Here is a 26,021-nt window from a genome sequence, read left to right as displayed (position 1 = left end):
GAGGATAAAATGACAAAAGTTAATAGTAAAATCGAGAATATATATTCACTGACTCCATTGCAGGAGGGCTTGCTTTTTCATTATTTAATGGAAAGTGATTCATCTGCATATGTTATACAAAATGTTTTTAATGTATATAATGTACTGGATTTTGAACATATCAAACAGGCGTTATCCCTTTTAACGACAAAGTATCAGGCTTTAAGAACAATGTTTGTATATGAAAAGGTAAAAGCGCCTTGTCAGGTAGTACTAAAGGAAAGAGCTGCAGAATGTGAGTATGTTGATCTTTCGGGCGCTGAAGATTCTGAGGAACAGTGTGCAGAGCTGATAAAGAGCGATGTTAAAAGAGGATTTGACCTTAAAAATGACACTCTTTTAAGAGTGAAGTATGTCAAGCTGAGCGGATCGCTTTATAAGCTTATATTTACAACTCATCATATTATTACTGACGGCTGGTGCAATTCTATCCTTTTCAGTGATTTCTTCAGTTATTATGAAATGCTTTGCAGCGGCAGTTCATATAACAGTATTCTGGATAAGATAGTTGAAAAAAAGAAATCCACCAAAGATTTTGGAGATTATATCAAATGGCTTGAAAAGCAGAATACGCAAAAAGCTAAAGATTACTGGGAAGATCTCCTTGAGGGATATGAGTGTGATTGTCAGATAGCTTCTTTCGGGAAAAAAGAAATGACAGATGAGAAGATGAGAGTTCTTACAAAAGCACTTTCAAATGAAACTACTGTAAGGCTGAAGGAAATATCTGAAAAGGCAGAGAGTACGATCAATGTTGTTGCCGAGACAGCTGTAGGACTTCTTCTTCAAAAGTATAACAGAAGTGATGATGTTGTTTTTGGCAAGGTTGTTTCAGGAAGAGATGCCGATGTTTCTGAAATCGAGAATATGGTAGGACTCTTTATCAATACCATTCCTGTACGAATTAAAACAAGTGAAACAACAACGATCAGTGAGATCATAGCAGATGTTCAGAAACAAGGAATTGAAAGCAGCAGATTCGATTTTTGTTCACTTGCCGACATTCAGAAACGAACGATTCTCGGATCAGAACTTATAAAAATTCTTTTTGTATTTGAAAATCAGAATTCAGGTTCTCAGAGCATTCACATTAATGATGAATACACGGATATTGAGTTTGATCAGTACCGTGAGGAGACAAGCTACGCTATTTCTATAGTTGGATTTGAGGAAAATGACAGTCTTCAATTCAAGATTATGTTTGACCCGAATAAATACTCTGACGGTGATATTCAGCTTGTATTGGATAGATTGATTAAGATTTGCGAAGAAATGGCAAACGCTCCTGATTGCAAGGTAACAGAGATCGATTCTGTAACAGATTCAGAGAGAAAACTTATCCTTAACGACTTCAATGCAACAGCTATGGATTATCCAAGAGACAAGACGGTAGTTGAACTCTTTGAGGAACAGGTAAAGAAAACTCCGAACAATACAGCACTTGTATTTGATAACAACAGCCTTACATATGCAGAGCTCAATGCAAGAGCCAACAGCCTTGCACATAAACTGCGTGAATTCGGAGTAAAGCCAGACGATTTTGTAGCGATCATTGCTGACAGAAGCATAGAAATGATATGTGGAATCTACGGAATCATAAAGTCAGGCGGAGCATATGTGCCGATCGATCCGACATATCCAAAGGATAGGATAAGCTTCATGCTTGATGACTGCAAACCAAAGGCAGTACTGAAATACACAACTGAAAATGTAATAATTGACAACGAAATACCTGTAATAGACCTTGAAAATGAAGAGGTCTGGACAGGTGCGCCCGATGATCTACAGCATATCAACACACCGAATGATCTTATCTATTGTATCTATACTTCGGGAACAACAGGCAAGCCAAAGGGAGTCCTGAACAGACATCAGGGAATAGTGAACCTGATAAGCTGGATGCAGGAGAAGTATCCATTAAACGAAGAAGATGTGATACTACAGAAGACAACATACGTATTTGACGTATCAGCAAGTGAGATATTCTGGTGGTTCAAAGCAGGAGCAAAGCTTGCGATACTGAAGCCAAATGCAGAAAAAGAGCCAGAAGAAATCGCAGCAGAGATCGAGCAGTATAAGGCAACAGTTGTAGATTTTGTACCTTCGATGCTTTCAGTATTTATGGCAATGCCTGATAAATATATCGAGCAGATCAAGGGACTGAGATATGTACTTGCAGCAGGAGAAGCGCTGAATGCGAAGCTTGTAAAGGAATTCTATGCAGCAATGAAAAAGCATGGAAGCAAAACGCTGCTTGGAAATATTTACGGACCGACAGAAGCAGCGGTATATTCGACATACTATGATCTTGCCCCCGAATTTGATGGTGAAACAGTACTGATAGGAAAGCCTATATCAAATGCAGGAGCATACATAGTGGACGGAGAAAAGCTCTGCGGAATAGGAGTGCCGGGCGAGCTTTGCATAACAGGTGACGGACTTGCAAGAGGCTATCTGAACAGACCCGAGCTTACAGCCGAGAAGTTTGTAAAGAACCCATTCGGTGAAGGAAGAATGTACAGATCGGGAGACCTTGCAAGATGGCTGCCTGACGGAAATATAGAGTTCTTAGGAAGAATAGACGAACAGGTAAAGATAAGAGGCTTCCGAATCGAACTTGGTGAAATAGAAAGCAGAATACGAGAAATCGAAGGAATAAAAGACTGTGCAGTAATAGCGAGAGCGGACAGCACAGGAGATAAGGCAATATATGCGTACTATACAAGCGATGAAGAAAAGAGCGTGTCAGAGATAAGAGACAGGCTCAGCGAAAGCATGCCCGAATATATGGTGCCTGCATATATGATGCAGATAGAAGCAATACCCGTAACACGAAACGGAAAGCTTGACAAGAGAGCATTGCCCGATATCGAAGCCAAAGCAGCAAAAGAATATATCGCACCAAGAAACGAGATCGAAGAGAAGATCTGCAATATATTCAGTGAAATACTTAATGTGGAACAGGTGGGAATCAAGGACAGTTTCTTTGAGCTTGGAGGACACTCACTGAGAGCGACAAGACTTGTCAATCGTATAGAAGCGGAAACAGGAACAAGAATAGCATTAAAGGAAGTATTTGCACATCCGACAGCAGAGCAGCTTGCAGTACTTGCAGGAGCTGAAAGTGAAGAATATCTACCGATACCTAAAGCAGAGGAAAAAGAGTACTATCCCATGTCCTCAGCCCAGAAGAGAACATACCTGATACAGCAAATGGATCCTGAGTCAACAGCATACAATATGCCCCAGAATCTGAAACTAACTGGAGAAGTGCGTCCTGAAGATCTAAGAAAAGCATTACAGGAAATGACCGACCGCCATGAGATACTGAGAACACAGTTCCTGATGATAGACGGTGAGCCTGTACAGAAAATACTTGATCACATAGAAGCAGACTTCGAGTATGTAACAAGCGAAGAATCAGATGAAGAACTTATGAAGAACTTCCTGAAGCCCTTTGATCTTGCAAGCGGAAAGCCTGTAAGAGTAAAGCTTGTAAACAAGGGCGAGTACCATATCATGATGTTCGATATGCATCACATAGTGGGCGACGGAATGAGTGATGAGATATTCACAAGAGAGTTTATGGCACTGTATAACGGAGAAAAGCTTGAACCGTTAACACACCAGTTCAAGGACTACAGTGAGTGGATGAGAACAAGAGACCTGAGTGATCAGGCAGAGTATTGGAAGAGTCAGTTTGAAGATGAAGTACCTGTACTTGATATGCCAACTGATTTCCAGAGACCACAGGAGCAGAGCTACGCAGGAAGCATAACAAGCAGAATCCTTGATGAAGACCTCAGCAAGAGCGTCAAGGATCTTGTAAGGAAAAGCGGAGCAACAGAATATATGGTATTCCTTGCAGCAGCAATGGTAATGCTGAGCAAGTACAGCAGGCAGGAAGACATAGTAATTGGCTCACCAATTAGCGGACGTACCCATAAGGATACCGAAGGTATGCTTGGAATGTTCGTCAACACACTTGCAATGCGAGGAAGACCCGAGAAGAACAAGAGCTTCAAGGATTTCCTTAAAGAGATAAAGGAAACATGCCTTAGGGCATATGAAAATCAGGAATATCCCTTTGAAGAGCTTGTCGAAGCAGTAGAAGTAAGACGAGATATGTCGAGAAATCCGCTGTTTGACGTAATGCTCGTACTGCAGAACAACGAGATAGCAAATGGAGAATTATCCGGAGCAGAAGCAGAAGAAACAGGCAGCTCGGAAACGTCAGCAAAGTTTGACCTGACATTCAATGTATCGGAATTCAATGGTAAGTTTGGAATAGGACTTGAATATTGCACAGCTCTTTTCAGAAGCGAAACAGCCGACAGGATACTTGCACATTTCATTGAAGTTTTGAAGTCTATAACAGCAAATGCAGAGCAGAAGATAAGCGACATTGAAATGACAACAGATGAAGAAAAGCAGCTTATCCTTAACGACTTCAATGCAACAGCAATGGATTATCCAAGAGACAAGACAGTAGTTGAACTCTTTGAAGAACAGGTGAAGAAAACACCTGACAATACAGCACTTGTATTTGAAAACAATACTCTGACATATGCAGAGCTCAATGCAAAGGCAAACAGCCTTGCGCACAAACTGCGTGAACTCGGAGTAAAACCAGACGATTTTGTAGCGATCATTGCTGACAGAAGCATAGAAATGATATGCGGAATCTACGGAATCATAAAGTCAGGCGGAGCATACGTGCCGATCGATCCGACATATCCAGCCGAAAGAATAAGCTTCATGCTTAAGGACTGTAAGCCAAAGGCAGTACTGAAATACACAACTGAAAATGTAATAATTGACAACGAAATACCTGTAATAGACCTTGCAGACAGTAAGGTCTGGACAGGTTCGCCCAATGATCCTGAGCACGTAAATACACCGAATGATCTTATCTATTGTATCTATACTTCGGGTACAACAGGCAAGCCAAAGGGTGTAATGATAAAGCATATCAGCGTTATTAATCTTTGCAAATCGCTGCTTTGCGGATATCTCGCTGACGTATCAAATACATCGCTCGTAGCTTCATATGTATTTGATGCATCTGTTCAGATGATTTTTGCAACATTTATCAGCGGTAAAACGCTTCATATTACCAGTAACGAAAACAAATATGATGTATCAAAGCTTTTGAGATATTATAAAGACAATAACATCGATGTAACAGATTGTACGCCTTCACATTTGAAAATGATGCTTTCTATTGGTAATACGTTTGATGTCAAATTAAAGACCATTTGGGTAGGCGGTGAGGAACTTCCTGCAAACGTTTCAAAGGGAATATATGAGGGTGGTTTCTGTAATAAACTGGTAAATGTATATGGTCCGACCGAATGTACAGTTGATATTACTTCATATGAAGTTAACGAATCAAATGAAAAAAATCTAATTGGTAAACCAATTTTCAACAGTAAGATATATATCCTAAATGGAGAAAGTCTCTGCGGAATAGGAGTGCCGGGCGAGCTTTGTATAGCAGGCGACGGACTTGCAAGAGGATACCTGAACAGACCTGAGCTTACAGCCGAGAAGTTCGTAAAGAACCCATTCGGTGAAGGAAGAATGTACAGATCGGGAGACCTTGCAAGATGGCTGCCTGACGGAAATATCGAGTTCTTAGGAAGAATAGACGAGCAGGTAAAGATAAGAGGCTTCCGAATCGAGCTTGGTGAAATAGAAAGCAGAATAAGAGGTATTGACGGCATAAAGGACTGTGCAGTAATAGCGAGAGCAGACAGCACAGGAGATAAGGCAATATATGCGTACTATACAAGCGATGAAGAAAAGAGCGTGTCAGAGATAAGAGACAGGCTCAGCGAAAGCATGCCCGAATACATGGTGCCTGCATATATGATGCAGATAGAAAGTATACCCGTAACACGAAACGGAAAGCTTGACAAGAGAGCATTGCCCGATATCGAAGCCAAAGCAGCAAAAGAATATATCGCACCAAGAAACGAGATAGAAGAGAAGATCTGCAATATATTCAGTGAAATACTTAATGTGGAACAGGTGGGAATCAAGGACAGTTTCTTTGAGCTTGGAGGACACTCACTGAGAGCGACAAGACTTGTCAATCGTATAGAAGCGGAAACAGGAACAAGAATAGCATTAAAGGAAGTATTTGCACATCCGACAGCAGAGCAGCTTGCAGTACTTGCAGGAGCTGAGAGCGAAGAATATGTACCTATCCCAAAGGCAGAGGAGAAGGAATATTATCCCATGTCTTCTGCTCAGAAAAGAACCTACCTGATACAGCAAATGGATCCCGAGTCGACAGCATACAATATGCCCCAGAATCTGAAACTAACTGGAGAAGTGCGCCCTGCTGATCTCAGAAAAGCATTACAGGAAATGACCGACCGCCATGAGATACTGAGAACACAGTTCCTGATGATAGACGGAGAGCCTGTGCAGAAGATACTCGACCATACAGATGCAGACTTCGAGTATGTAACAAGCGAAGAATCAGATGAAGAACTTATGAAGAACTTCCTTAAGCCATTTGATCTTGCAAGCGGAAAGCCTGTAAGAGTAAAGCTTGTAAACAAGGGCGAGTACCATCTCATGATGTTCGATATGCATCACATAGTGGGCGACGGAATGAGTGATGAGATATTCACAAGAGAGTTTATGGCACTGTATAACGGAGAAAAGCTTGAACCGTTAACACACCAGTTCAAGGACTACAGTGAGTGGATGAGAACAAGAGAACTGAGTGATCAGGCAGAGTATTGGAAGAGTCAGTTTGAAGATGAAATACCTGTACTTGATATGCCGACTGATTTTACAAGACCTCAGGAGCAGAGTTATGCAGGAAGCATAACAAGTACTATTATTGACGAAGACCTCAGCAAGAGCGTCAAGGATCTTGTAAGGAAAAGCGGAGCAACAGAATATATGGTATTCCTTGCAGCAGCAATGGTAATGCTTAGCAAGTACAGCAGGCAGGAAGACATAGTAATAGGAAGTCCGATAAGCGGACGTACCCATAAGGATACCGAAGGTATGCTTGGAATGTTTGTCAACACACTTGCAATGCGAGGAAGACCCGAGAAGAACAAGAGCTTCAAGGATTTCTTGAAAGAGATAAAGGAAACATGCCTTAGGGCATATGAAAATCAGGAATATCCCTTTGAAGAGCTTGTAGAAGCAGTAGAAGTACAGCGAGATATGTCAAGGAATCCGCTGTTTGACGTAATGCTCGTACTGCAGAACAATGAGAATGTCGACGGAAATCTATCAGGAGCAGAAATAGAGGGAACAGGCGCGGCAAATACAGCAGCGAAGTTTGATCTTACGTTCAATTTGTCAGAATATGACGGAAAGTTCGGAATATGGCTTGAATACTGTACAGCTCTTTTCAGATTCGAAACAGCAGACAGGATACTTGCACATTTCATTGAAGTTTTGAAGTCTATAACAGCAAATGCAGAGCAGAAGATAAGCGAAATTGAAATGACAACAGATGAAGAAAAGAAGCTTATCCTTAACGACTTCAATGCAACAGCAATGGATTATCCAAGAGACAAGACAGTAGTTGAACTCTTTGAAGAACAGGTGAAGAAAACGCCTGACAATACAGCACTTGTATTTGAAAATAACAGCCTTACATATGCAGAGATCAATGCAAAGTCCAACAGCCTTGCGCACAAACTGCGTGAACTCGGAGTAAAACCAGACGATTTTGTAGCGCTCATTGCTGACAGAAGCATAGAAATGATATGCGGAATCTACGGAATCATCAAGTCAGGCGGAGCATATGTGCCGATCGATCCGACATATCCAAAGGACAGGATAAGCTTCATGCTTGAGGACTGTAAGCCAAAGGCAGTACTGAAATACACAACTGAAAATGTAATAATTGACAACGAAATACCTGTAATAGACCTTGGAAACGAAGAGGTCTGGAAAGGTGCGTCCGATGATCTACAGCATATCAACACACCGAATGACCTTATCTATTGTATCTATACTTCGGGAACAACAGGCAAGCCAAAGGGAGTCCTTATTGAGCAGAAAGGAGCAACAAATCTTTGCCTTAACTTTATGAGCAAAAGCTATAATAGCAGCATAAAGAATGTTGCCCTTGTTGCGTCGTATGCGTTTGACGCATCTGTAAAGATGATCTTCTCGGCGTTAACAAATGGCAGTACATTGCATGTAATATCAGATGAAGTAAAACTTGACAGTGAATTATTGTTGAAGTACTTTGAAAAAAACAGTGTCGACCTGAGCGACTGCACACCAACACATTTAAAAATGTTCACTTCGCAATCTGAGAGAATAAATTACAGATTAAAAAGTATTTTTTCAGGAGGTGAGAACCTTACACATGAATTGTCAAATATGGCAATTGACAGCGGTTTATGCGAAAAAATATATAACGTATATGGACCGACTGAGTGTACAGTCGATGCAACATGCAGTGTCATAGACGGAATAACAGAGCGAGTAACAATTGGCCGACCAATTGCAAATGCAAGGATATATATTACAGATAATTCAGCCCTCTGCGGAATAGGAGTCCCGGGCGAGCTTTGCATAGCAGGTGACGGAGTAGCAAGAGGATACCTGAACCGTCCCGAACTTACAGCCGAGAAGTTTGTAAAGAACCCATTCGGTGAAGGAAGAATGTACAGATCGGGAGATCTTGCAAGATGGCTGCCTGACGGAAATATCGAGTTCTTAGGAAGAATAGACGAACAGGTAAAGATAAGAGGCTTCCGAATCGAGCTTGGAGAAATAGAAAGCAGAATAAGAGGTATTGACGGCATAAAGGACTGTGCAGTAATAGCAAGAGCAGACAGCACAGGAGATAAGGCAATATATGCGTACTATACAAGCGATGAAGAAAAGAGCGTGTCAGAGATAAGGGACAGGCTCAGCGAAAGCATGCCCGAATACATGATACCTGCATATATGATGCAGATAGAAGCAATACCCGTAACAAGAAACGGAAAGCTTGACAAGAGAGCATTGCCCGATATTGAAGCCAAGGCAACAAAGGAGTATATCGCACCAAGAAACGAGATCGAAGAGAAGATCTGCAATATATTCAGTGAAATACTTAATGTGGAACAGGTGGGAATCAAGGACAGTTTCTTTGAGCTTGGCGGACACTCACTGAGAGCGACAAGACTTGTCAATCGTATCGAAGCGGAAACAGGAACAAGAATAGCATTAAAGGAAGTATTTGCACATCCGACAGCAGAGCAGCTTGCAGTACTTGCAGGAGCTGAGAGCGAAGAATATGTACCTATCCCAAAGGCAGAGGAGAAGGAATATTATCCCATGTCTTCTGCTCAGAAAAGAACCTACCTGATACAGCAAATGGATCCCGAGTCGACAGCATACAATATGCCCCAGAATCTGAAACTAACTGGAGAAGTGCGCCCTGCTGATCTCAGAAAAGCATTACAGGAAATGACCGACCGCCATGAGATACTGAGAACACAGTTCCTGATGATAGACGGAGAGCCTGTGCAGAAGATACTCGACCATACAGAAGCAGACTTTGAATACATAACAAGTACCGAATCAGATGAAGAACTTATGAAGAACTTCCTGAAGCCCTTTGATCTTGCAAGCGGAAAGCCTGTAAGAGTAAAGCTTGTAAACAAGGGCGAGTACCATCTCATGATGTTCGATATGCACCATATTGTCAGTGACGGAATGAGTGTCAATACGTTTACCAATGAGTTCATGGCATTGTACAACGGAGAAAAACCAGAGCCATTGACACATCAGTTCAAAGATTACAGCGAGTGGATGAGAACAAGAGACCTGAGCGGACAGGCAAAGTATTGGAAGTCGCAGTTTGAAGATGAAATACCTGTACTTGATATGCCGACAGATTTTCAGAGACCACAGGATCAGAGCTACGAAGGAAGCATAACAAGTGCAACCCTTGACGAGAAATTAAGTAATAGCGTCAAGGAGCTTGTAAGGAAAAGCGGAGCAACCGAATACATGGTATTCCTTGCAGCAGCAATGGTAATGCTGAGCAAGTATAGCCGACAGGAAGACATAGTAATAGGAAGTCCCATAAGCGGACGTACCCATAAGGATACCGAAGGTATGCTTGGAATGTTCGTCAACACACTTGCAATGCGAGGAAGACCCGAGAAGAACAAGAGCTTCAAGGATTTCCTTAAAGAGATAAAGGAAACATGCCTTAGGGCATATGAAAATCAGGAATATCCGTTTGAAGAGCTTGTCGAAGCAGTAGAAGTAAGACGAGATATGTCAAGGAATCCGCTGTTTGACGTGATGCTTACGATGCAGAACAACGAGAGCACAAAGCTTAAACTCGGAGACAGCGGAATCGAGGAAACAGGAACAGCCAATACAGTAGCCAAGTTCGATCTATCAATAGATGTAACGGAAACAGACGGCAAATTCGGAGTTGTACTTGAGTATTGTACAGCACTGTTCAAGAATGAAACAGCAGACAGGATACTTGCACATTTCATCGAAGTAGTGAAGTCCATAACTGTAAATTTTGAGCAGAAAATAAGCGAAATTGAAATGGCAACAGCCGAAGAAAAGCAGCTCATCCTAAACGACTTCAATGCAACAGAAACAGAATACCCAAGAGGCAAGACGGTAGTTGAGCTCTTTGAGGAACAGGTAAAGAAAACACCAAATAGTACTGCGCTTGTATTTGAAAACAATACTCTGACATATGCAGAGCTCAATGAAAGAGCCAACAGCCTTGCACACAAACTTCGTGAAATTGGGGTAAAGCCTGATGATTTTGTAGCGATCATTGCTGACAGAAGCATAGAAATGATATGCGGAATATATGGAGTTATCAAGTCAGGCGGAGCATATGTGCCGATCGATCCGACATATCCAAAGGATAGGATAAGCTTCATGCTTGATGACTGCAAACCAAAGGCAGTACTGAAATACACAACTGAAAATGTAATAATTGACAACGAAATACCTGTAATAGACCTTGGAAACGAAGAGGTCTGGAAAGGTGCGTCCGATGATCTACAGCATATCAACACACCGAATGACCTTATCTATTGTATTTACACATCGGGAACAACTGGAAGGCCGAAGGGCGTAGAATTGGAGAATACAGGCTTAATAGGACTTGTAAAGTCATATGAAGAAGTATTTGAAATGACGGGAAACGATAGAATGATGCAGTATGCAAGCTATTGCTTCGATCAGTCAGTGGGAGATATTTTCGGAGCGATGCTGAACGGAGCAGCACTGTATGTAGTGGCATCAGAGATGCGCTACAATATGAGTGAGCTTGAAGCGTACATGAAGACAAAGCGAATAACAGTGGCATCGCTGACACCTAAGGTAATTAGAGAGCTGGATATTTGCGGAATGCCTGATCTGAGACTTCTTGATTCAGGAGGAGAAGCCGCAGAGCTTGATGTTCTTAGAAAAATCGCAGTAAGCGGAAAGAAGATAATAAATTCATACGGACCTACAGAGGCAACGGTAAACACCACATACAGCGAAATAAAGGCAGAAACGCAAAGAGTTGTTATCGGAGGACATTCGTGCCATACAAAGGTATATATTGCTGAAGCTGATAATCTCTGCGGAATAGGAGTGCCGGGCGAGCTGTGCATAACAGGTGACGGACTTGCAAGAGGCTATCTGAACCGTCCTGAGCTAACTGCCGAGAAGTTCGTAAAGAACCCATTCGGTGAAGGAAGAATGTACAGATCGGGAGACCTTGCAAGATGGCTGCCTGACGGAAATATAGAGTTCTTAGGAAGAATAGATGAGCAGGTAAAGATAAGAGGCTTCCGAATCGAGCTTGGTGAAATTGAAAGCAGAATAAGAGAAATTAAAGGAATAAAGGACTGTGCAGTAATAGCGAGAGCAGACAGCACAGGAGATAAGGCAATATATGCTTATTTCACAAGCGATGAAGAAAAGAGCGTGTCAGAGATAAGAGACAGGCTCAGCGAAAGCATGCCCGAATACATGGTGCCTGCATATATGATGCAGATAAAAGCAATACCCGTAACACGAAACGGCAAGCTTGACAAAAGAGCCCTACCCGATATCGAAGCCAGAGCGACAAAGAAGTACATCGCACCAAGAAACGAGATCGAAGAGAAGATCTGCAATATATTCAGTGAAATACTTAATGTGGAACAGGTGGGAATCAAGGACAGTTTCTTTGAACTCGGCGGACACTCACTGAGAGCGACAAGACTTGTAAACCGTATCGAAGCGGAAACAGGAACAAGAATAGCATTAAAGGAAGTATTTGCACATCCGACAGCAGAGCAGCTTGCAGTACTTGCAGGAGCTGAGAGCGAAGAATATGTACCTATTCCGAAAGCTGAGGAGAAGGAATATTATTCCATGTCCTCAGCCCAGAAGAGAACATACCTGATACAGCAAATGGATCCCGAGTCGACAGCATACAATATGCCCCAGAATCTGAAACTAACTGGAGAAGTACGCCCTGCTGATCTCAGAAAAGCATTGCAGGAAATGACAGACCGCCATGAGATACTGAGAACACAGTTCCTGATGATAGACGGAGAGCCTGTACAGAAAATACTTGATCACATAGATGCAGACTTCGAGTATGTAACAAGCGAAGAATCAGATGAAGAACTGATGAAGCAGTTCCTGAGACCCTTTGATCTTTCAAGCGGAAAGCCTGTAAGAGTAAAGCTTGTAAACAAGGGCGAGTACCATCTCATGATGTTCGATATGCATCACATAGTGGGCGACGGAATGAGTGATGAGATATTCACAAGAGAGTTTATGGCACTGTATAACGGAGAAAGGCTTGAACCGTTAACACACCAGTTCAAGGACTACAGCGAGTGGATGAGAACAAGAGACCTGAGTGATCAGGCAGAGTATTGGAAGTCGCAGTTTGAAGATGAAATACCTGTACTTGATATGCCAACTGATTTCCAGAGACCACAGGAACAGAGCTATGCAGGAAGCATAACAAGTGCAATTCTTGACGAAGGATTAAGCAGAAAAGTTAAAGAGCTTGTAAGGAAAAGCGGAGCAACAGAATATATGGTATTCCTTGCAGCAGCAATGGTAATGCTGAGCAAGTACAGCAGGCAGGAAGACATAGTAATTGGCTCACCAATTAGCGGACGTACCCATAAGGATACCGAAGGTATGCTTGGAATGTTTGTCAACACACTTGCAATGCGAGGAAGACCCGAGAAGAACAAGAGCTTCAAGGATTTCCTTAAAGAGATAAAGGAAACATGTCTTAAAGCATATGAAAATCAGGAATATCCCTTTGAAGAGCTTGTCGAAGCAGTAGAAGTACATAGGGATATGTCAAGGAATCCGCTGTTTGACGTAATGCTCGTACTGCAGAACAACGAGATAGCAAATGGTGAATTATCCGGAGCAGAAGCAGAAGAAACAGGCAGCTCGGAAACGTCAGCAAAGTTTGACCTGACATTCAATGTATCGGAATTCAATGGAAGGTTCGGAATAGGACTTGAATATTGCACAGCACTGTTCAAAAGTGAAACCGCCGACAGGATACTTGCACATTTCATTGAAGTACTGAAAGAGATCACAGCAAATGCAGAGCAGAAGATAAGCGACATTGAAATGACAACAACAGAGGAAAAATCGCTTATCCTTAACGACTTCAATGCAACAGCAATGGATTATCCAAGAGACAAGACAGTAGTTGAACTCTTTGAAGAACAGGTGAAGAAAACACCTGACAATACAGCACTTGTATTTGATAACAACAGCCTTACATATGCAGAGCTCAATGCAAAGGCAAACAGCCTTGCGCACAAACTGCGTGAACTCGGAGTAAAACAAGACGATTTTGTAGCGATCATTGCTGACAGAAGCATAGAAATGATATGCGGAATCTACGGAATCATAAAGTCAGGCGGAGCATATGTGCCGATCGATCCGACATATCCAAAGGACAGGATAGGCTTCATGCTTGAGGACTGTAAGCCAAAGGCAGTACTGAAATACACAACTGAAAATGTAATAATTGACAACGAAATACCTGTAATAGACCTTGGAAACGAAGAGGTCTGGACAGGTGCGCCCCATGATCCTGAGCATGTAAATACACCGAATGACCTTATCTATTGTATCTATACTTCGGGAACAACAGGAAAGCCAAAGGGGGTAATGATCGAGCATTATGGAGTTGCCAATTTAAGAGAATACTTTAAGTCTAAACAAGGGGTGAATTCAGAGGATAGAGTAATACAGTTTGCAAGTGTTGCATTTGATGCCGCAGTTTCTGAAATGACTATGGGATTATTATGCGGAGCTTGTATGTATCTGATTCCAAATGAGATACAGAAAGATACAAATGCGTTTGAAGAATATATTGTTCAAAATGAAATAAGCATAGCAATTTTGCCGCCGATGTATTTAACTCAAGTAAGCCTTTGCGGTCTAAGGACAATAATAACTGCCGGTTCAGAGACAAATAAAGATTTGGTAGAAGCTAATAATCATATTCCTATATATTCCAATGATTACGGACCGACAGAGGTAACTGTTTGTGCAACATATTGGAAGCACGAAAGTAACGAAGCAGTGCCTGAAAGAATTCCTATTGGTAAGCCAATGAATAATAAGCAGGTCTACATTATGCAGGGAAATAGCCTCTGCGGAATAGGAGTGCCGGGCGAGCTTTGCATAACAGGTGACGGACTTGCAAGAGGCTATCTGAACAGACCTGAGCTTACAGCCGAGAAGTTTGTAAAGAACCCATTCGGTGAAGGAAGAATGTACAGATCGGGAGACCTTGCAAGATGGCTGCCTGACGGAAATATCGAGTTCTTAGGAAGAATAGATGAGCAGGTAAAGATAAGAGGCTTCCGAATCGAGCTTGGAGAAATAGAAAGCAGAATAAGAGGTATTGACGGCATAAAGGACTGTGCGGTAATAGCGAGAGCAGACAGCACAGGAGATAAGGCAATATATGCGTACTATACAAGCGATGAAGAAAAGAGCGTGTCAGAGATAAGAGACAGGCTCAGCGAAAGCATGCCCGAATACATGGTGCCTGCATATATGATGCAGATAGAAGCAATACCCGTAACACGAAACGGAAAACTCGACAAAAGAGCCCTGCCCGAGATAGAAGCCAAAGCAGCAAAAGAATATATCGCACCAAGAAACGAGATCGAAGAGAAGATCTGCAATATATTCAGTGAAATACTTAATGTGGAACAGGTGGGAATCAAGGACAGTTTCTTTGAGCTTGGAGGACACTCACTGAGAGCGACAAGACTTGTCAATCGTATAGAAGCGGAAACAGGAACAAGAATAGCATTAAAGGAAGTATTTGCACATCCGACAGCAGAGCAGCTTGCAGTACTTGCAGGAGCTGAGAGCGAAGAATATGTACCTATCCCAAAGGCAGAGGAGAAGGAATATTATCCCATGTCTTCTGCTCAGAAAAGAACCTACCTGATACAGCAAATGGATCCCGAGTCGACAGCATACAATATGCCCCAGAATCTGAAACTAACTGGAGAAGTGCGCCCTGCTGATCTCAGAAAAGCATTACAGGAAATGACCGACCGCCATGAGATACTGAGAACACAGTTCCTGATGATAGACGGAGAGCCTGTGCAGAAGATACTCGACCATACAGATGCAGACTTCGAGTATGTAACAAGCGAAGAATCAGATGAAGAACTTATGAAGAACTTCCTTAAGCCATTTGATCTTGCAAGCGGAAAGCCTGTAAGAGTAAAGCTTGTAAACAAGGGCGAGTACCATCTCATGATGTTCGATATGCATCACATAGTGGGCGACGGAATGAGTGATGAGATATTCACAAGAGAGTTTATGGCACTGTATAACGGAGAAAAGCTTGAACCGTTAACACACCAGTTCAAGGACTACAGTGAGTGGATGAGAACAAGAGAACTGAGTGATCAGGCAGAGTATTGGAAGAGTCAGTTTGAAGATGAAATACCTGTACTTGATATGCCGACTGATTTTACAAGACCTCAGGAGCAGAGTTATGCAGGAAGCATAACAAGTACTATTATTGACGAAGACCTCAGCAAGAGCGTCAAGGATCTTGTAAGGAAAAGCGGAGCAACAGAATATATGGTATTCCTTGCAGCAGCAATGGTAATGCTGAGCAAGTACAGCAGGCAGGAAGACATAGTAATAGGAAGTCCGATAAGCGGACGTACCCATAAGGATACCGAAGGTATGCTTGGAATGTTTGTCAACACACTTGCAATGCGAGGAAGACCCGAGAAGAACAAGAGCTTCAAGGATTTCCTTAAAGAGATAAAGGAAACATGTCTTAAAGCATATGAAAATCAGGAATATCCCTTTGAAGAGCTTGTAGAAGCAGTAGAAGTACATAGGGATATGTCAAGGAATCCGCTGTTTGACGTAATGCTTGTACTGCAGAACAACGAGACGGCAAATGGTGAATTATCAGGAGCAGAAGCAGAAGAAACAGGCAGCTCGGAAACGTCAGCAAAGTTTGACCTGACATTTAATGTATCGGAATTCAATGGTAAGTTTGGAATAGGACTTGAATACTGTACAGCACTGTTCAGAAGTGAAACCGCCGACAGGATACTTGCACATTTCATTGAAGTTTTGAAGTCTATAACAGCAAATGCAGAGCAGAAGATAAGCGAAATTGAAATGACAACAGATGAAGAAAAGAAGCTTATCCTTAACGACTTCAATGCAACAGCAATGGATTATCCAAGAGACAAGACGGTAGTTGAACTCTTTGAGGAACAGATAAAGAAAACTCCGAACAATACAGCACTTGTATTTGATAACAACAGCCTTACATATGCAGAGCTCAATGCAAAGGCAAACAGCCTTGCGCACAAACTGCGTGAACTCGGAGTAAAACCAGACGATTTTGTAGCGATCATTGCTGACAGAAGCATAGAAATGATATGCGGAATCTACGGAATCATCAAGTCAGGCGGAGCATATGTGCCGATCGATCCGACATATCCAAAGGACAGGATAAGCTTCATGCTTGAGGACTGTAAGCCAAAGGCAGTACTGAAATACACAACTGAAAATGTAATAATTGACAACGAAATACCTGTAATAGACCTTGAAAATGAAGAGGTCTGGACAGGTGCGCCCGATGATCTACAGCATATCAACACACCGAATGATCTTATCTATTGTATCTATACTTCGGGAACAACAGGAAAGCCAAAGGGAGTCCCGAACAGACATCAGGGAATAGTGAACCTGATAAGCTGGATGCAGGAGAAGTATCCATTAAACGAAGAAGATGTGATACTACAGAAGACAACATACGTATTTGACGTATCAGCAAGTGAGATATTCTGGTGGTTCAAAGCAGGAGCAAAGCTTGCGATACTGAAGCCAAATGCAGAAAAAGAGCCAGAAGAAATCGCAGCAGAGATCGAGCAGTATAAGGCAACAGTTGTAGATTTTGTACCTTCGATGCTTTCAGTATTTATGGCAATGCCTGATAAATATATCGAGCAGATCAAGGGACTGAGATATGTACTTGCAGCAGGAGAAGCGCTGAATGCGAAGCTTGTAAAGGAATTCTATGCAGCAATGAAAAAGCATGGAAGCAAAACGCTGCTTGGAAATATTTACGGACCGACAGAAGCAGCGGTATATTCGACATACTATGATCTTGCCCCCGAATTTGATGGTGAAACAGTACTGATAGGAAAGCCTATATCAAATGCAGGAGCATACATAGTGAACGGAGAAAAGCTCTGCGGAATAGGAGTGCCGGGCGAGCTTTGTATAGCAGGAGACGGACTTGCAAGAGGATACCTGAACAGACCTGAGCTTACAGCCGAGAAGTTTGTAAAGAACCCATTCGGTGAAGGAAGAATGTACAGATCGGGAGACCTTGCAAGATGGCTGCCTGACGGAAATATAGAGTTCTTAGGAAGAATAGACGAACAGGTAAAGATAAGAGGCTTCCGAATCGAGCTTGGAGAAATAGAAAGCAGAATAAGAGGTATTGACGGCATAAAGGACTGTGCAGTAATAGCAAGAGCGGACAGCACAGGAGATAAGGCAATATATGCGTACTATACAAGCGATGAAGAAAAGAGCGTGTCAGAGATAAGAGACAGGCTCAGCGAAAGCATGCCCGAATATATGGTGCCTGCATATATGATGCAGATAAAAGCAATACCCGTAACACGAAACGGCAAGCTTGACAAAAGAGCCCTGCCCGAGATAGAAGCCAAGGCAACAAAGGAGTATATCGCACCAAGAAACGAAGTTGAAGAGAAGATCTGCAATATATTCAGTGAAATACTTAATGTGGAACAGGTGGGAATCAAGGACAGCTTCTTTGAACTCGGCGGACACTCACTGAGAGCAACAAGACTTGTAAACCGTATCGAAGCGGAAACAGGAACAAGAATAGCATTAAAGGAAGTATTTGCACATCCGACAGCAGAACAGCTTGCTGTTCTGGCAGGAGCTGAGAGCGAAGAATATCTACCGATACCTAAAGCAGAGGAAAAAGAGTACTATCCCATGTCCTCAGCCCAGAAGAGAACATACCTGATACAGCAAATGGATCCTGAGTCAACAGCATACAATATGCCCCAGAATCTGAAACTAACTGGAGAAGTGCGTCCTGAAGATCTAAGAAAAGCATTACAGGAAATGACCGACCGCCATGAGATACTGAGAACACAGTTCCTGATGATAGACGGTGAGCCTGTACAGAAGATACTTGATCACATAGATGCAGACTTCGAGTATGTAACAAGCGAAGAATCAGATGAAGAGCTGATGAAGAACTTCCTGAGGCCCTTTGATCTTTCAAGCGGAAAGCCTGTAAGAGTAAAGCTTGTAAACAAGGGCGAGTACCATCTCATGATGTTCGATATGCATCACATAGTGGGCGACGGAATGAGTGATGAGATATTCACAAGAGAGTTTATGGCACTGTATAACGGAGAAAAGCTTGAACCGTTAACACACCAGTTCAAGGACTACAGTGAGTGGATGAGAACAAGAGACCTGAGTGATCAGGCAGAGTACTGGAAGAGTCAGTTTGAAGATGAGATACCTGTACTTGATATGCCGACTGATTTTACAAGACCTCAGGAGCAGAGTTATGCAGGAAGCATAACAAGTACTATTATTGACGAAGACCTCAGCAAGAGCGTCGAGGATCTTGTAAGGAAAAGCGGAGCAACAGAATATATGGTATTCCTTGCAGCAGCAATGGTAATGCTGAGCAAGTATAGCCGACAGGAAGACATAGTAATAGGAAGTCCGATAAGCGGACGTACCCATAAGGATACCGAAGGTATGCTTGGAATGTTTGTCAACACACTTGCAATGCGAGGAAGACCCGAGAAGAACAAGAGCTTCAAGGATTTCCTTAAAGAGATAAAGGAAACATGTCTTAAAGCATATGAAAATCAGGAATATCCCTTTGAAGAGCTTGTAGAAGCAGTAGAAGTACAGCGAGATATGTCGAGAAATCCGCTGTTTGATGTAATGCTCGTACTGCAGAACAACGAGATAGCAAATGGTGAATTATCCGGAGCAGAAGCAGAAGAAACAGGCAGCTCGGAAACGTCAGCAAAGTTTGACCTGACATTCAATGTATCGGAAATCAATGGAAGGTTCGGAATAGGACTTGAATACTGCACAGCACTGTTCAGAAGTGAAACAGCAGACAGGATACTTGCACATTTCATTGAAGTACTGAAAGAGATCACAGCCAATGCAGAGCAGAAGATAAGCGACATTGAAATGACAACAGATGAAGAAAAGCAGCTTATCCTTAACGACTTCAATGCAACAGCTATGGATTATCCAAGAGACAAGACGGTAGTTGAACTTTTTGAAGAACAGGTGAAGAAAACACCTGACAATACAGCACTTGTATTTGAAAATAACAGCCTTACATATGCAGAGCTCAATGCAAAGTCCAACAGCCTTGCCCATAAACTGCGTGAATTCGGAGCAAAGCCAGACGATTTTGTAGCGATCATTGCTGACAGAAGCATAGAAATGATATGCGGAATCTACGGAATCATAAAGTCAGGCGGAGCATATGTGCCGATCGATCCGACATATCCAAAGGATAGGATAAGCTTCATGCTTGATGACTGCAAACCAAAGGCAGTACTGAAATACACAACTGAAAATGTAATAATTGACAACGAAATACCTGTAATAGACCTTGGAAACGAAGAGGTCTGGAAAGGTGCGTCCGATGATCTACAGCATATCAACACACCGAATGATCTTATCTATTGTATCTATACTTCGGGAACAACAGGCAAGCCAAAGGGAGTCCTGAACAGACATCAGGGAATAGTGAACCTGATAAGCTGGATGCAGGAGAAGTATCCATTAAACGAAGAAGATGTGATACTACAGAAGACAACATACGTATTTGACGTATCAGCAAGTGAGATATTCTGGTGGTTCAAAGCAGGAGCAAAGCTTGCGATACTGAAGCCAAATGCAGAAAAAGAGCCAGAAGAAATCGCAGCAGAGATCGAGCAGTATAAGGCAACAGTTGTAGATTTTGTACCTTCGATGCTTTCAGTATTTATGGCAATGCCTGATAAATATATCGAGCAGATCAAGGGACTGAGATATGTACTTGCAGCAGGAGAAGCGCTGAATGCGAAGCTTGTAAAGGAATTCTATGCAGCAATGAAAAAGCATGGAAGCAAAACGCTGCTTGGAAATATTTACGGACCGACAGAAGCAGCGGTATATTCGACATACTATGATCTTGCCCCCGAATTTGATGGTGAAACAGTACTGATAGGGAAGCCTATATCAAATGCAGGAGCATACATAGTGGACGGAGAAAAGCTCTGCGGAATAGGAGTCCCGGGCGAGCTTTGCATAACAGGTGACGGACTTGCAAGAGGCTATCTGAACAGACCTGAGCTTACAGCCGAGAAGTTTGTAAAGAACCCATTCGGTGAAGGAAGAATGTACAGATCGGGAGACCTTGCAAGATGGCTTCTTGACGGAAATATAGAGTTCTTAGGAAGAATAGACGAACAGGTAAAGATAAGAGGCTTCCGAATCGAGCTTGGAGAAATAGAAAGCAGAATAAGAGGTATTGACGGCATAAAGGACTGTGCGGTAATAGCGAGAGCAGACAGCACAGGAGATAAGGCAATATATGCTTATTTCACAAGCGATGAAGAAAAGAGCGTGTCAGAGATAAGGGACAGGCTCAGCGAAAGCATGCCCGAATACATGATACCTGCATATATGATGCAGATAGAAAGTATACCTGTAACACGAAACGGCAAGCTTGACAAGAGAGCATTGCCCGATATCGAAGCCAAAGCAGCAAAAGAATATATCGCACCAAGAAACGAGATTGAAGAGAAGATCTGCAATATATTCAGTGAAATACTTAATGTGGAACAGGTGGGAATCAAGGACAGTTTCTTTGAGCTTGGAGGACACTCACTGAGAGCGACAAGACTTGTAAACCGTATCGAAGCGGAAACAGGAACAAGAATAGCATTAAAGGAAGTATTCGCACATCCAACAGCAGAGCAGCTTGCAGTACTTGCAGGAGCTGAGAGCGAAGAATATGTACCTATTCCGAAAGCTGGGGAGAAGGAATATTATCCCATGTCTTCTGCTCAGAAAAGAACCTACCTGATACAGCAAATGGATCCCGAGTCGACAGCATACAATATGCCCCAGAATCTGAAACTAACTGGAGAAGTGCGCCCTGCTGATCTAAGAAAAGCATTACAGGAAATGACCGACCGCCATGAGATACTGAGAACACAGTTCCTGATGATAGACGGAGAGCCTGTACAGAAAATACTTGATCACATAGATGCAGACTTCGAGTATGTAACAAGCGAAGAATCAGATGAAGAACTGATGAAGAACTTCCTGAAGCCCTTTGATCTTGCAAGCGGAAAGCCTGTAAGAGTAAAGCTTGTAAACAAGGGCGAGTACCACTTGATGATGTTCGATATGCATCACATAGTGGGCGACGGAATGAGTGATGAGATATTCACAAGAGAGTTTATGGCACTGTATAACGGAGAAAAGCTTGAACCGTTAACACACCAGTTCAAGGACTACAGCGAGTGGATGAGAACAAGAGACCTGAGTGATCAGGCAGAGTATTGGAAGAGTCAGTTTGAAGATGAGATACCTGTACTTGATATGCCGACTGATTTTACAAGACCTCAGGAGCAGAGCTACGCAGGAAGCATAACAAGCAGAATCCTTGATGAAGACCTCAGCAAGAGCGTCAAGGATCTTGTAAGGAAAAGCGGAACAACAGAATATATGGTATTCCTTGCAGCAGCAATGGTAATGCTGAGCAAGTACAGCAGGCAGGAAGACATAGTAATTGGCTCACCAATTAGCGGACGTACCCATAAGGATACCGAAGGTATGCTTGGAATGTTCGTCAACACACTTGCAATGCGAGGAAGACCCGAGAAGAACAAGAGCTTCAAGGATTTCTTGAAAGAGATAAAGGAAACATGCCTTAGGGCATATGAAAATCAGGAATATCCCTTTGAAGAGCTTGTAGAAGCAGTAGAAGTACAGCGAGATATGTCAAGAAATCCGCTGTTTGACGTAATGCTCGTACTGCAGAACAACGAGACGGCAAATGGAGAATTATCCGGAGCAGAAGCAGAAGAAACAGGCAGCTCGGAAACGTCAGCAAAGTTTGACCTGACATTCAATGTATCGGAAATCAATGGAAGGTTCGGAATAGGACTTGAATACTGCACAGCACTGTTCAGAAGTGAAACCGCCGACAGGATACTTGCACATTTCATTGAAGTTTTGAAGTCTATAACAGCCAATGCAGAGAAGAAGATAAGCGAAATTGAAATGACAACAGATGAAGAAAAGCAGCTTATCCTTAACGACTTCAATGCAACTGAAACTCCTTATGCAAAGGATAAAACGATTTCTGAGATTATTGAATACTATGTTCAGAAAACTCCTGATAAAACGGCTGTTGTATTTGAAGACGAGAGACTAACGTACAGAGAATTCAATGAGCATCTGAATAGTCTTGCTCATAATTTAAGAGCTCTTGGAGTCAAACCAAATGATTTCGTAGCGCTTATTGCTGACAGAAGTATGGAAATGTTCTGCGGATTATACGGCATAATCAAGTCAGGAGCTGCTTATGTTCCAATAGATCCTGTATATCCAAAGAACAGAATAGATTTTATTCTCAAGGATTGCGCACCAAAGGCTGTATTGCTGTACACTAAGGCAGAAATTGAAATACCTGAGGGCATACCAGTGATTGATCTTAGCGATAGAGCGATATGGAACGGAAGAAAGGATAATCCTGAGATAGTTAATGATCCCCATGATCTTGCATATACAATTTTCACTTCAGGAACTACAGGAACTCCTAAGGGTGTACTTATCGAGCATTACGGCGTTGCAAATCTCAGGGAATATTCCATAAAGGCACACGGTGTAGGAGAAAATGACAATGTTATTCAGTTTGCAAGCTTTGCATTTGATTCATCGGTTGCCGAAATGACAATGGGGCCACTTTGCGGTTCTACTATGTTCATTATATCTGAGGAGCTGCGAAGAGACACCAAGGCATTTGAAGCATATATCAAGGATAATCATATCACATTTGCTTTACTGCCACCTGCGTTCCTTAATCTTCTTCATCTCGAGGGACTCAGGACCATAACTACAGCAGGTTCTGAAACATCCCGTGCACTTGTCGAAAAGAATCGTCACATACCTGTTTATTCAAACGACTATGGTCCAACCGAGGCTACAGTATGCACAACGTACTGGAAGTACGACGGAACTACGGAATTGCCTGAAAGGATACCGATAGGAAAACCGCTTCCCAACAAAAAGGTCTACATACTTGATCAGGATAAATTATGCGGAATCGGTATGCCGGGCGAACTCTGCATTGCAGGTGAGGGCCTTGCAAGAGGCTATCATAACAGACCTGAACTTACTGCTGAGAAGTTCGTAAAGAACCCATTCGGCGAGGGAAGAATGTATCGCTCGGGTGACCTTGCAAGATGGCTGCCAGACGGAAATATCGAGTACCTCGGACGAATCGACGAGCAGGTAAAGATAAGAGGCTTCCGAATCGAGCTTGGAGAGATCGAGAGCAGGATCAGAGAAATTGATGGAGTAAACGACTGTACCGTAATAGCAAGAGCGAATAATACAGGTGATAAGGCGATCTATGCATACTATACTGCAAAAATGCAGATAAATGTGAACGATATAAGAAATAAACTTGCCGAAAGTCTGCCTGATTATATGATACCTGCATATATGATGCAATTGGAAGCTATTCCTGTAACAAGAAACGGAAAGGTCGATAAGAGAGCTCTTCCTGAAATAGTTTCAGTATCCGAAGACAAATACGCAGCTCCACGAAATGAAGCAGAAGAGGTCATATGCCGTGCGTTCAGTGAGATACTGGGGGTAGAAAAGGTCGGTATCAACGACAGTTTCTTTGAGCTTGGCGGAGATTCCATAAAGGCAATAAGGATCATATCAAAGCTCAGGGAATATGGATATACCGTTTCTGTAAAGGACATAATGAACGGCAGAACTGTTGCAAAGATCGCTCCGAGCATCAATGTTGAGTATGATGCAAATACTTATGAACAGGGTGAAGTATTCGGAAAGATAGAAACAACTCCTATCATAAGAAGATTCGGCGAATGGAAGCTTGTAAATCCTGCACACTTCAACCAGGCAGTAATGTTTGATGTTGAGGGCATGGATAATGCAGTTATACATGAAGCAATAACCGAACTTGTAAAACACCATGATATTCTCAGAGCGGTTTACAGGAACAATGAACTTGTAATTATGCCAATTGCAAAAAGCAGACTGTGTGATTTCTATGAGTTTGACTATAGCAATGAAACAGATAAATATGCAGCAGTAGAAGAGAAATGTACCGAGATACAGGCAAGTATTGATCTTGTAAACGGACCGCTTGTTAAAATTGCGGTATTTGAGCTTGGCGATACTAAGCAGATGATGTTCTGTATACATCACCTTGCTGTTGATATTGTGTCATGGAAAATACTGTCAGAAGATTTTGAGACTGCGATCAATTGTATTGCAGTAGGTGATAAGGTCAAGCTGCCGTCTAAAACAGCTTCATTTATCGAATGGAGCAGAATGCTGAAGCAATATGAAAACTCTCTTTCTGATACAGAGCTGAGCTACTGGAAGAATGTTTCCGAGGAGGTCGCTGATAATGCTGTATCAGGTGATCACAGCAGCACAGTGCCCGGAAGAGGCTATGTAAAGTATGATGAAAGAACTACCGAGCTGCTTCAGAAGCATTCGGGAAATGCTTTCGGTGCAAAGATCAATGAAGTGCTTATTGCGGGACTTGCAATGGCTGTCAGAGAGATAACGGGCCAGGATAAGCTGCCTGTTGGATTTGAGAGCTACGGCCGTGAAGAACTCAGCGAAAAAATAGCTATTGACAGGACTGTAGGCTGGTTTACAAACATTTATCCTGTAATTATTGAATGCTGCGATAATGCTGAAGAAGCGATAATATCTGCAAAGGATGCTATCCGACGTGTTCCGGGGTCAGGATTGGGCTACGGAGCTGTTGAAAACGGTATCCTGCCTGAGATATGCTTTAATTACCTCGGTGAACTTGAGAGTTCGGATCAGTCTGAGAAGCCCGTATATTCATACGGTAAGACATCGGCAGACGGTAATGCAGATGATATAATAGCAATTAACGGCGGAATAAGAAACGGTATTCTTGGATTTGAGATTGAGAGCAAGGATTTAAGGTTCGGACAGAAGTTTATAGATGAACTGTGTGAGGCATTTACTAAAAAAGTTGAAGAACTTGCAGCCTTCTGTTCAGGTGAAGCAAGCACAGAAAAAACAGTATCTGATCTTATTGCAGATGATCTGGACGCTTCTGATCTTGACTTCCTGGATTCTCTGTTTGATTGATTTGGGGA

At 42.4% G+C, this 26,021-nt stretch carries 1 protein-coding gene; it reads left to right on the top strand.

What is annotated here, in order from left to right:
- Positions 1-9 precede the first annotated feature (9 nt).
- A complete protein-coding gene (locus tag N774_RS16695) occupies positions 10-26,013 on the top strand; it encodes a non-ribosomal peptide synthetase (protein WP_024859842.1) in 26,004 nt (8,667 codons plus the stop codon).
- Positions 26,014-26,021 lie beyond the last annotated feature (8 nt).

This window comes from Ruminococcus flavefaciens AE3010 (assembly GCF_000526795.1).
Classification (GTDB): domain Bacteria; phylum Bacillota; class Clostridia; order Oscillospirales; family Ruminococcaceae; genus Ruminococcus; species Ruminococcus flavefaciens_D.
The sequence above is the reverse complement of the archived record's forward strand: the minus strand, read 5'-3'. Positions and strand labels throughout refer to the sequence as shown.

What these genes read in the sequence shown, in the direction of transcription:
- N774_RS16695 (WP_024859842.1), top strand. Translation starts at nt 10, where the DNA reads ATGACAAAAGTTAATAGTAAAATCGAGAATATATATTCACTGACTCCA.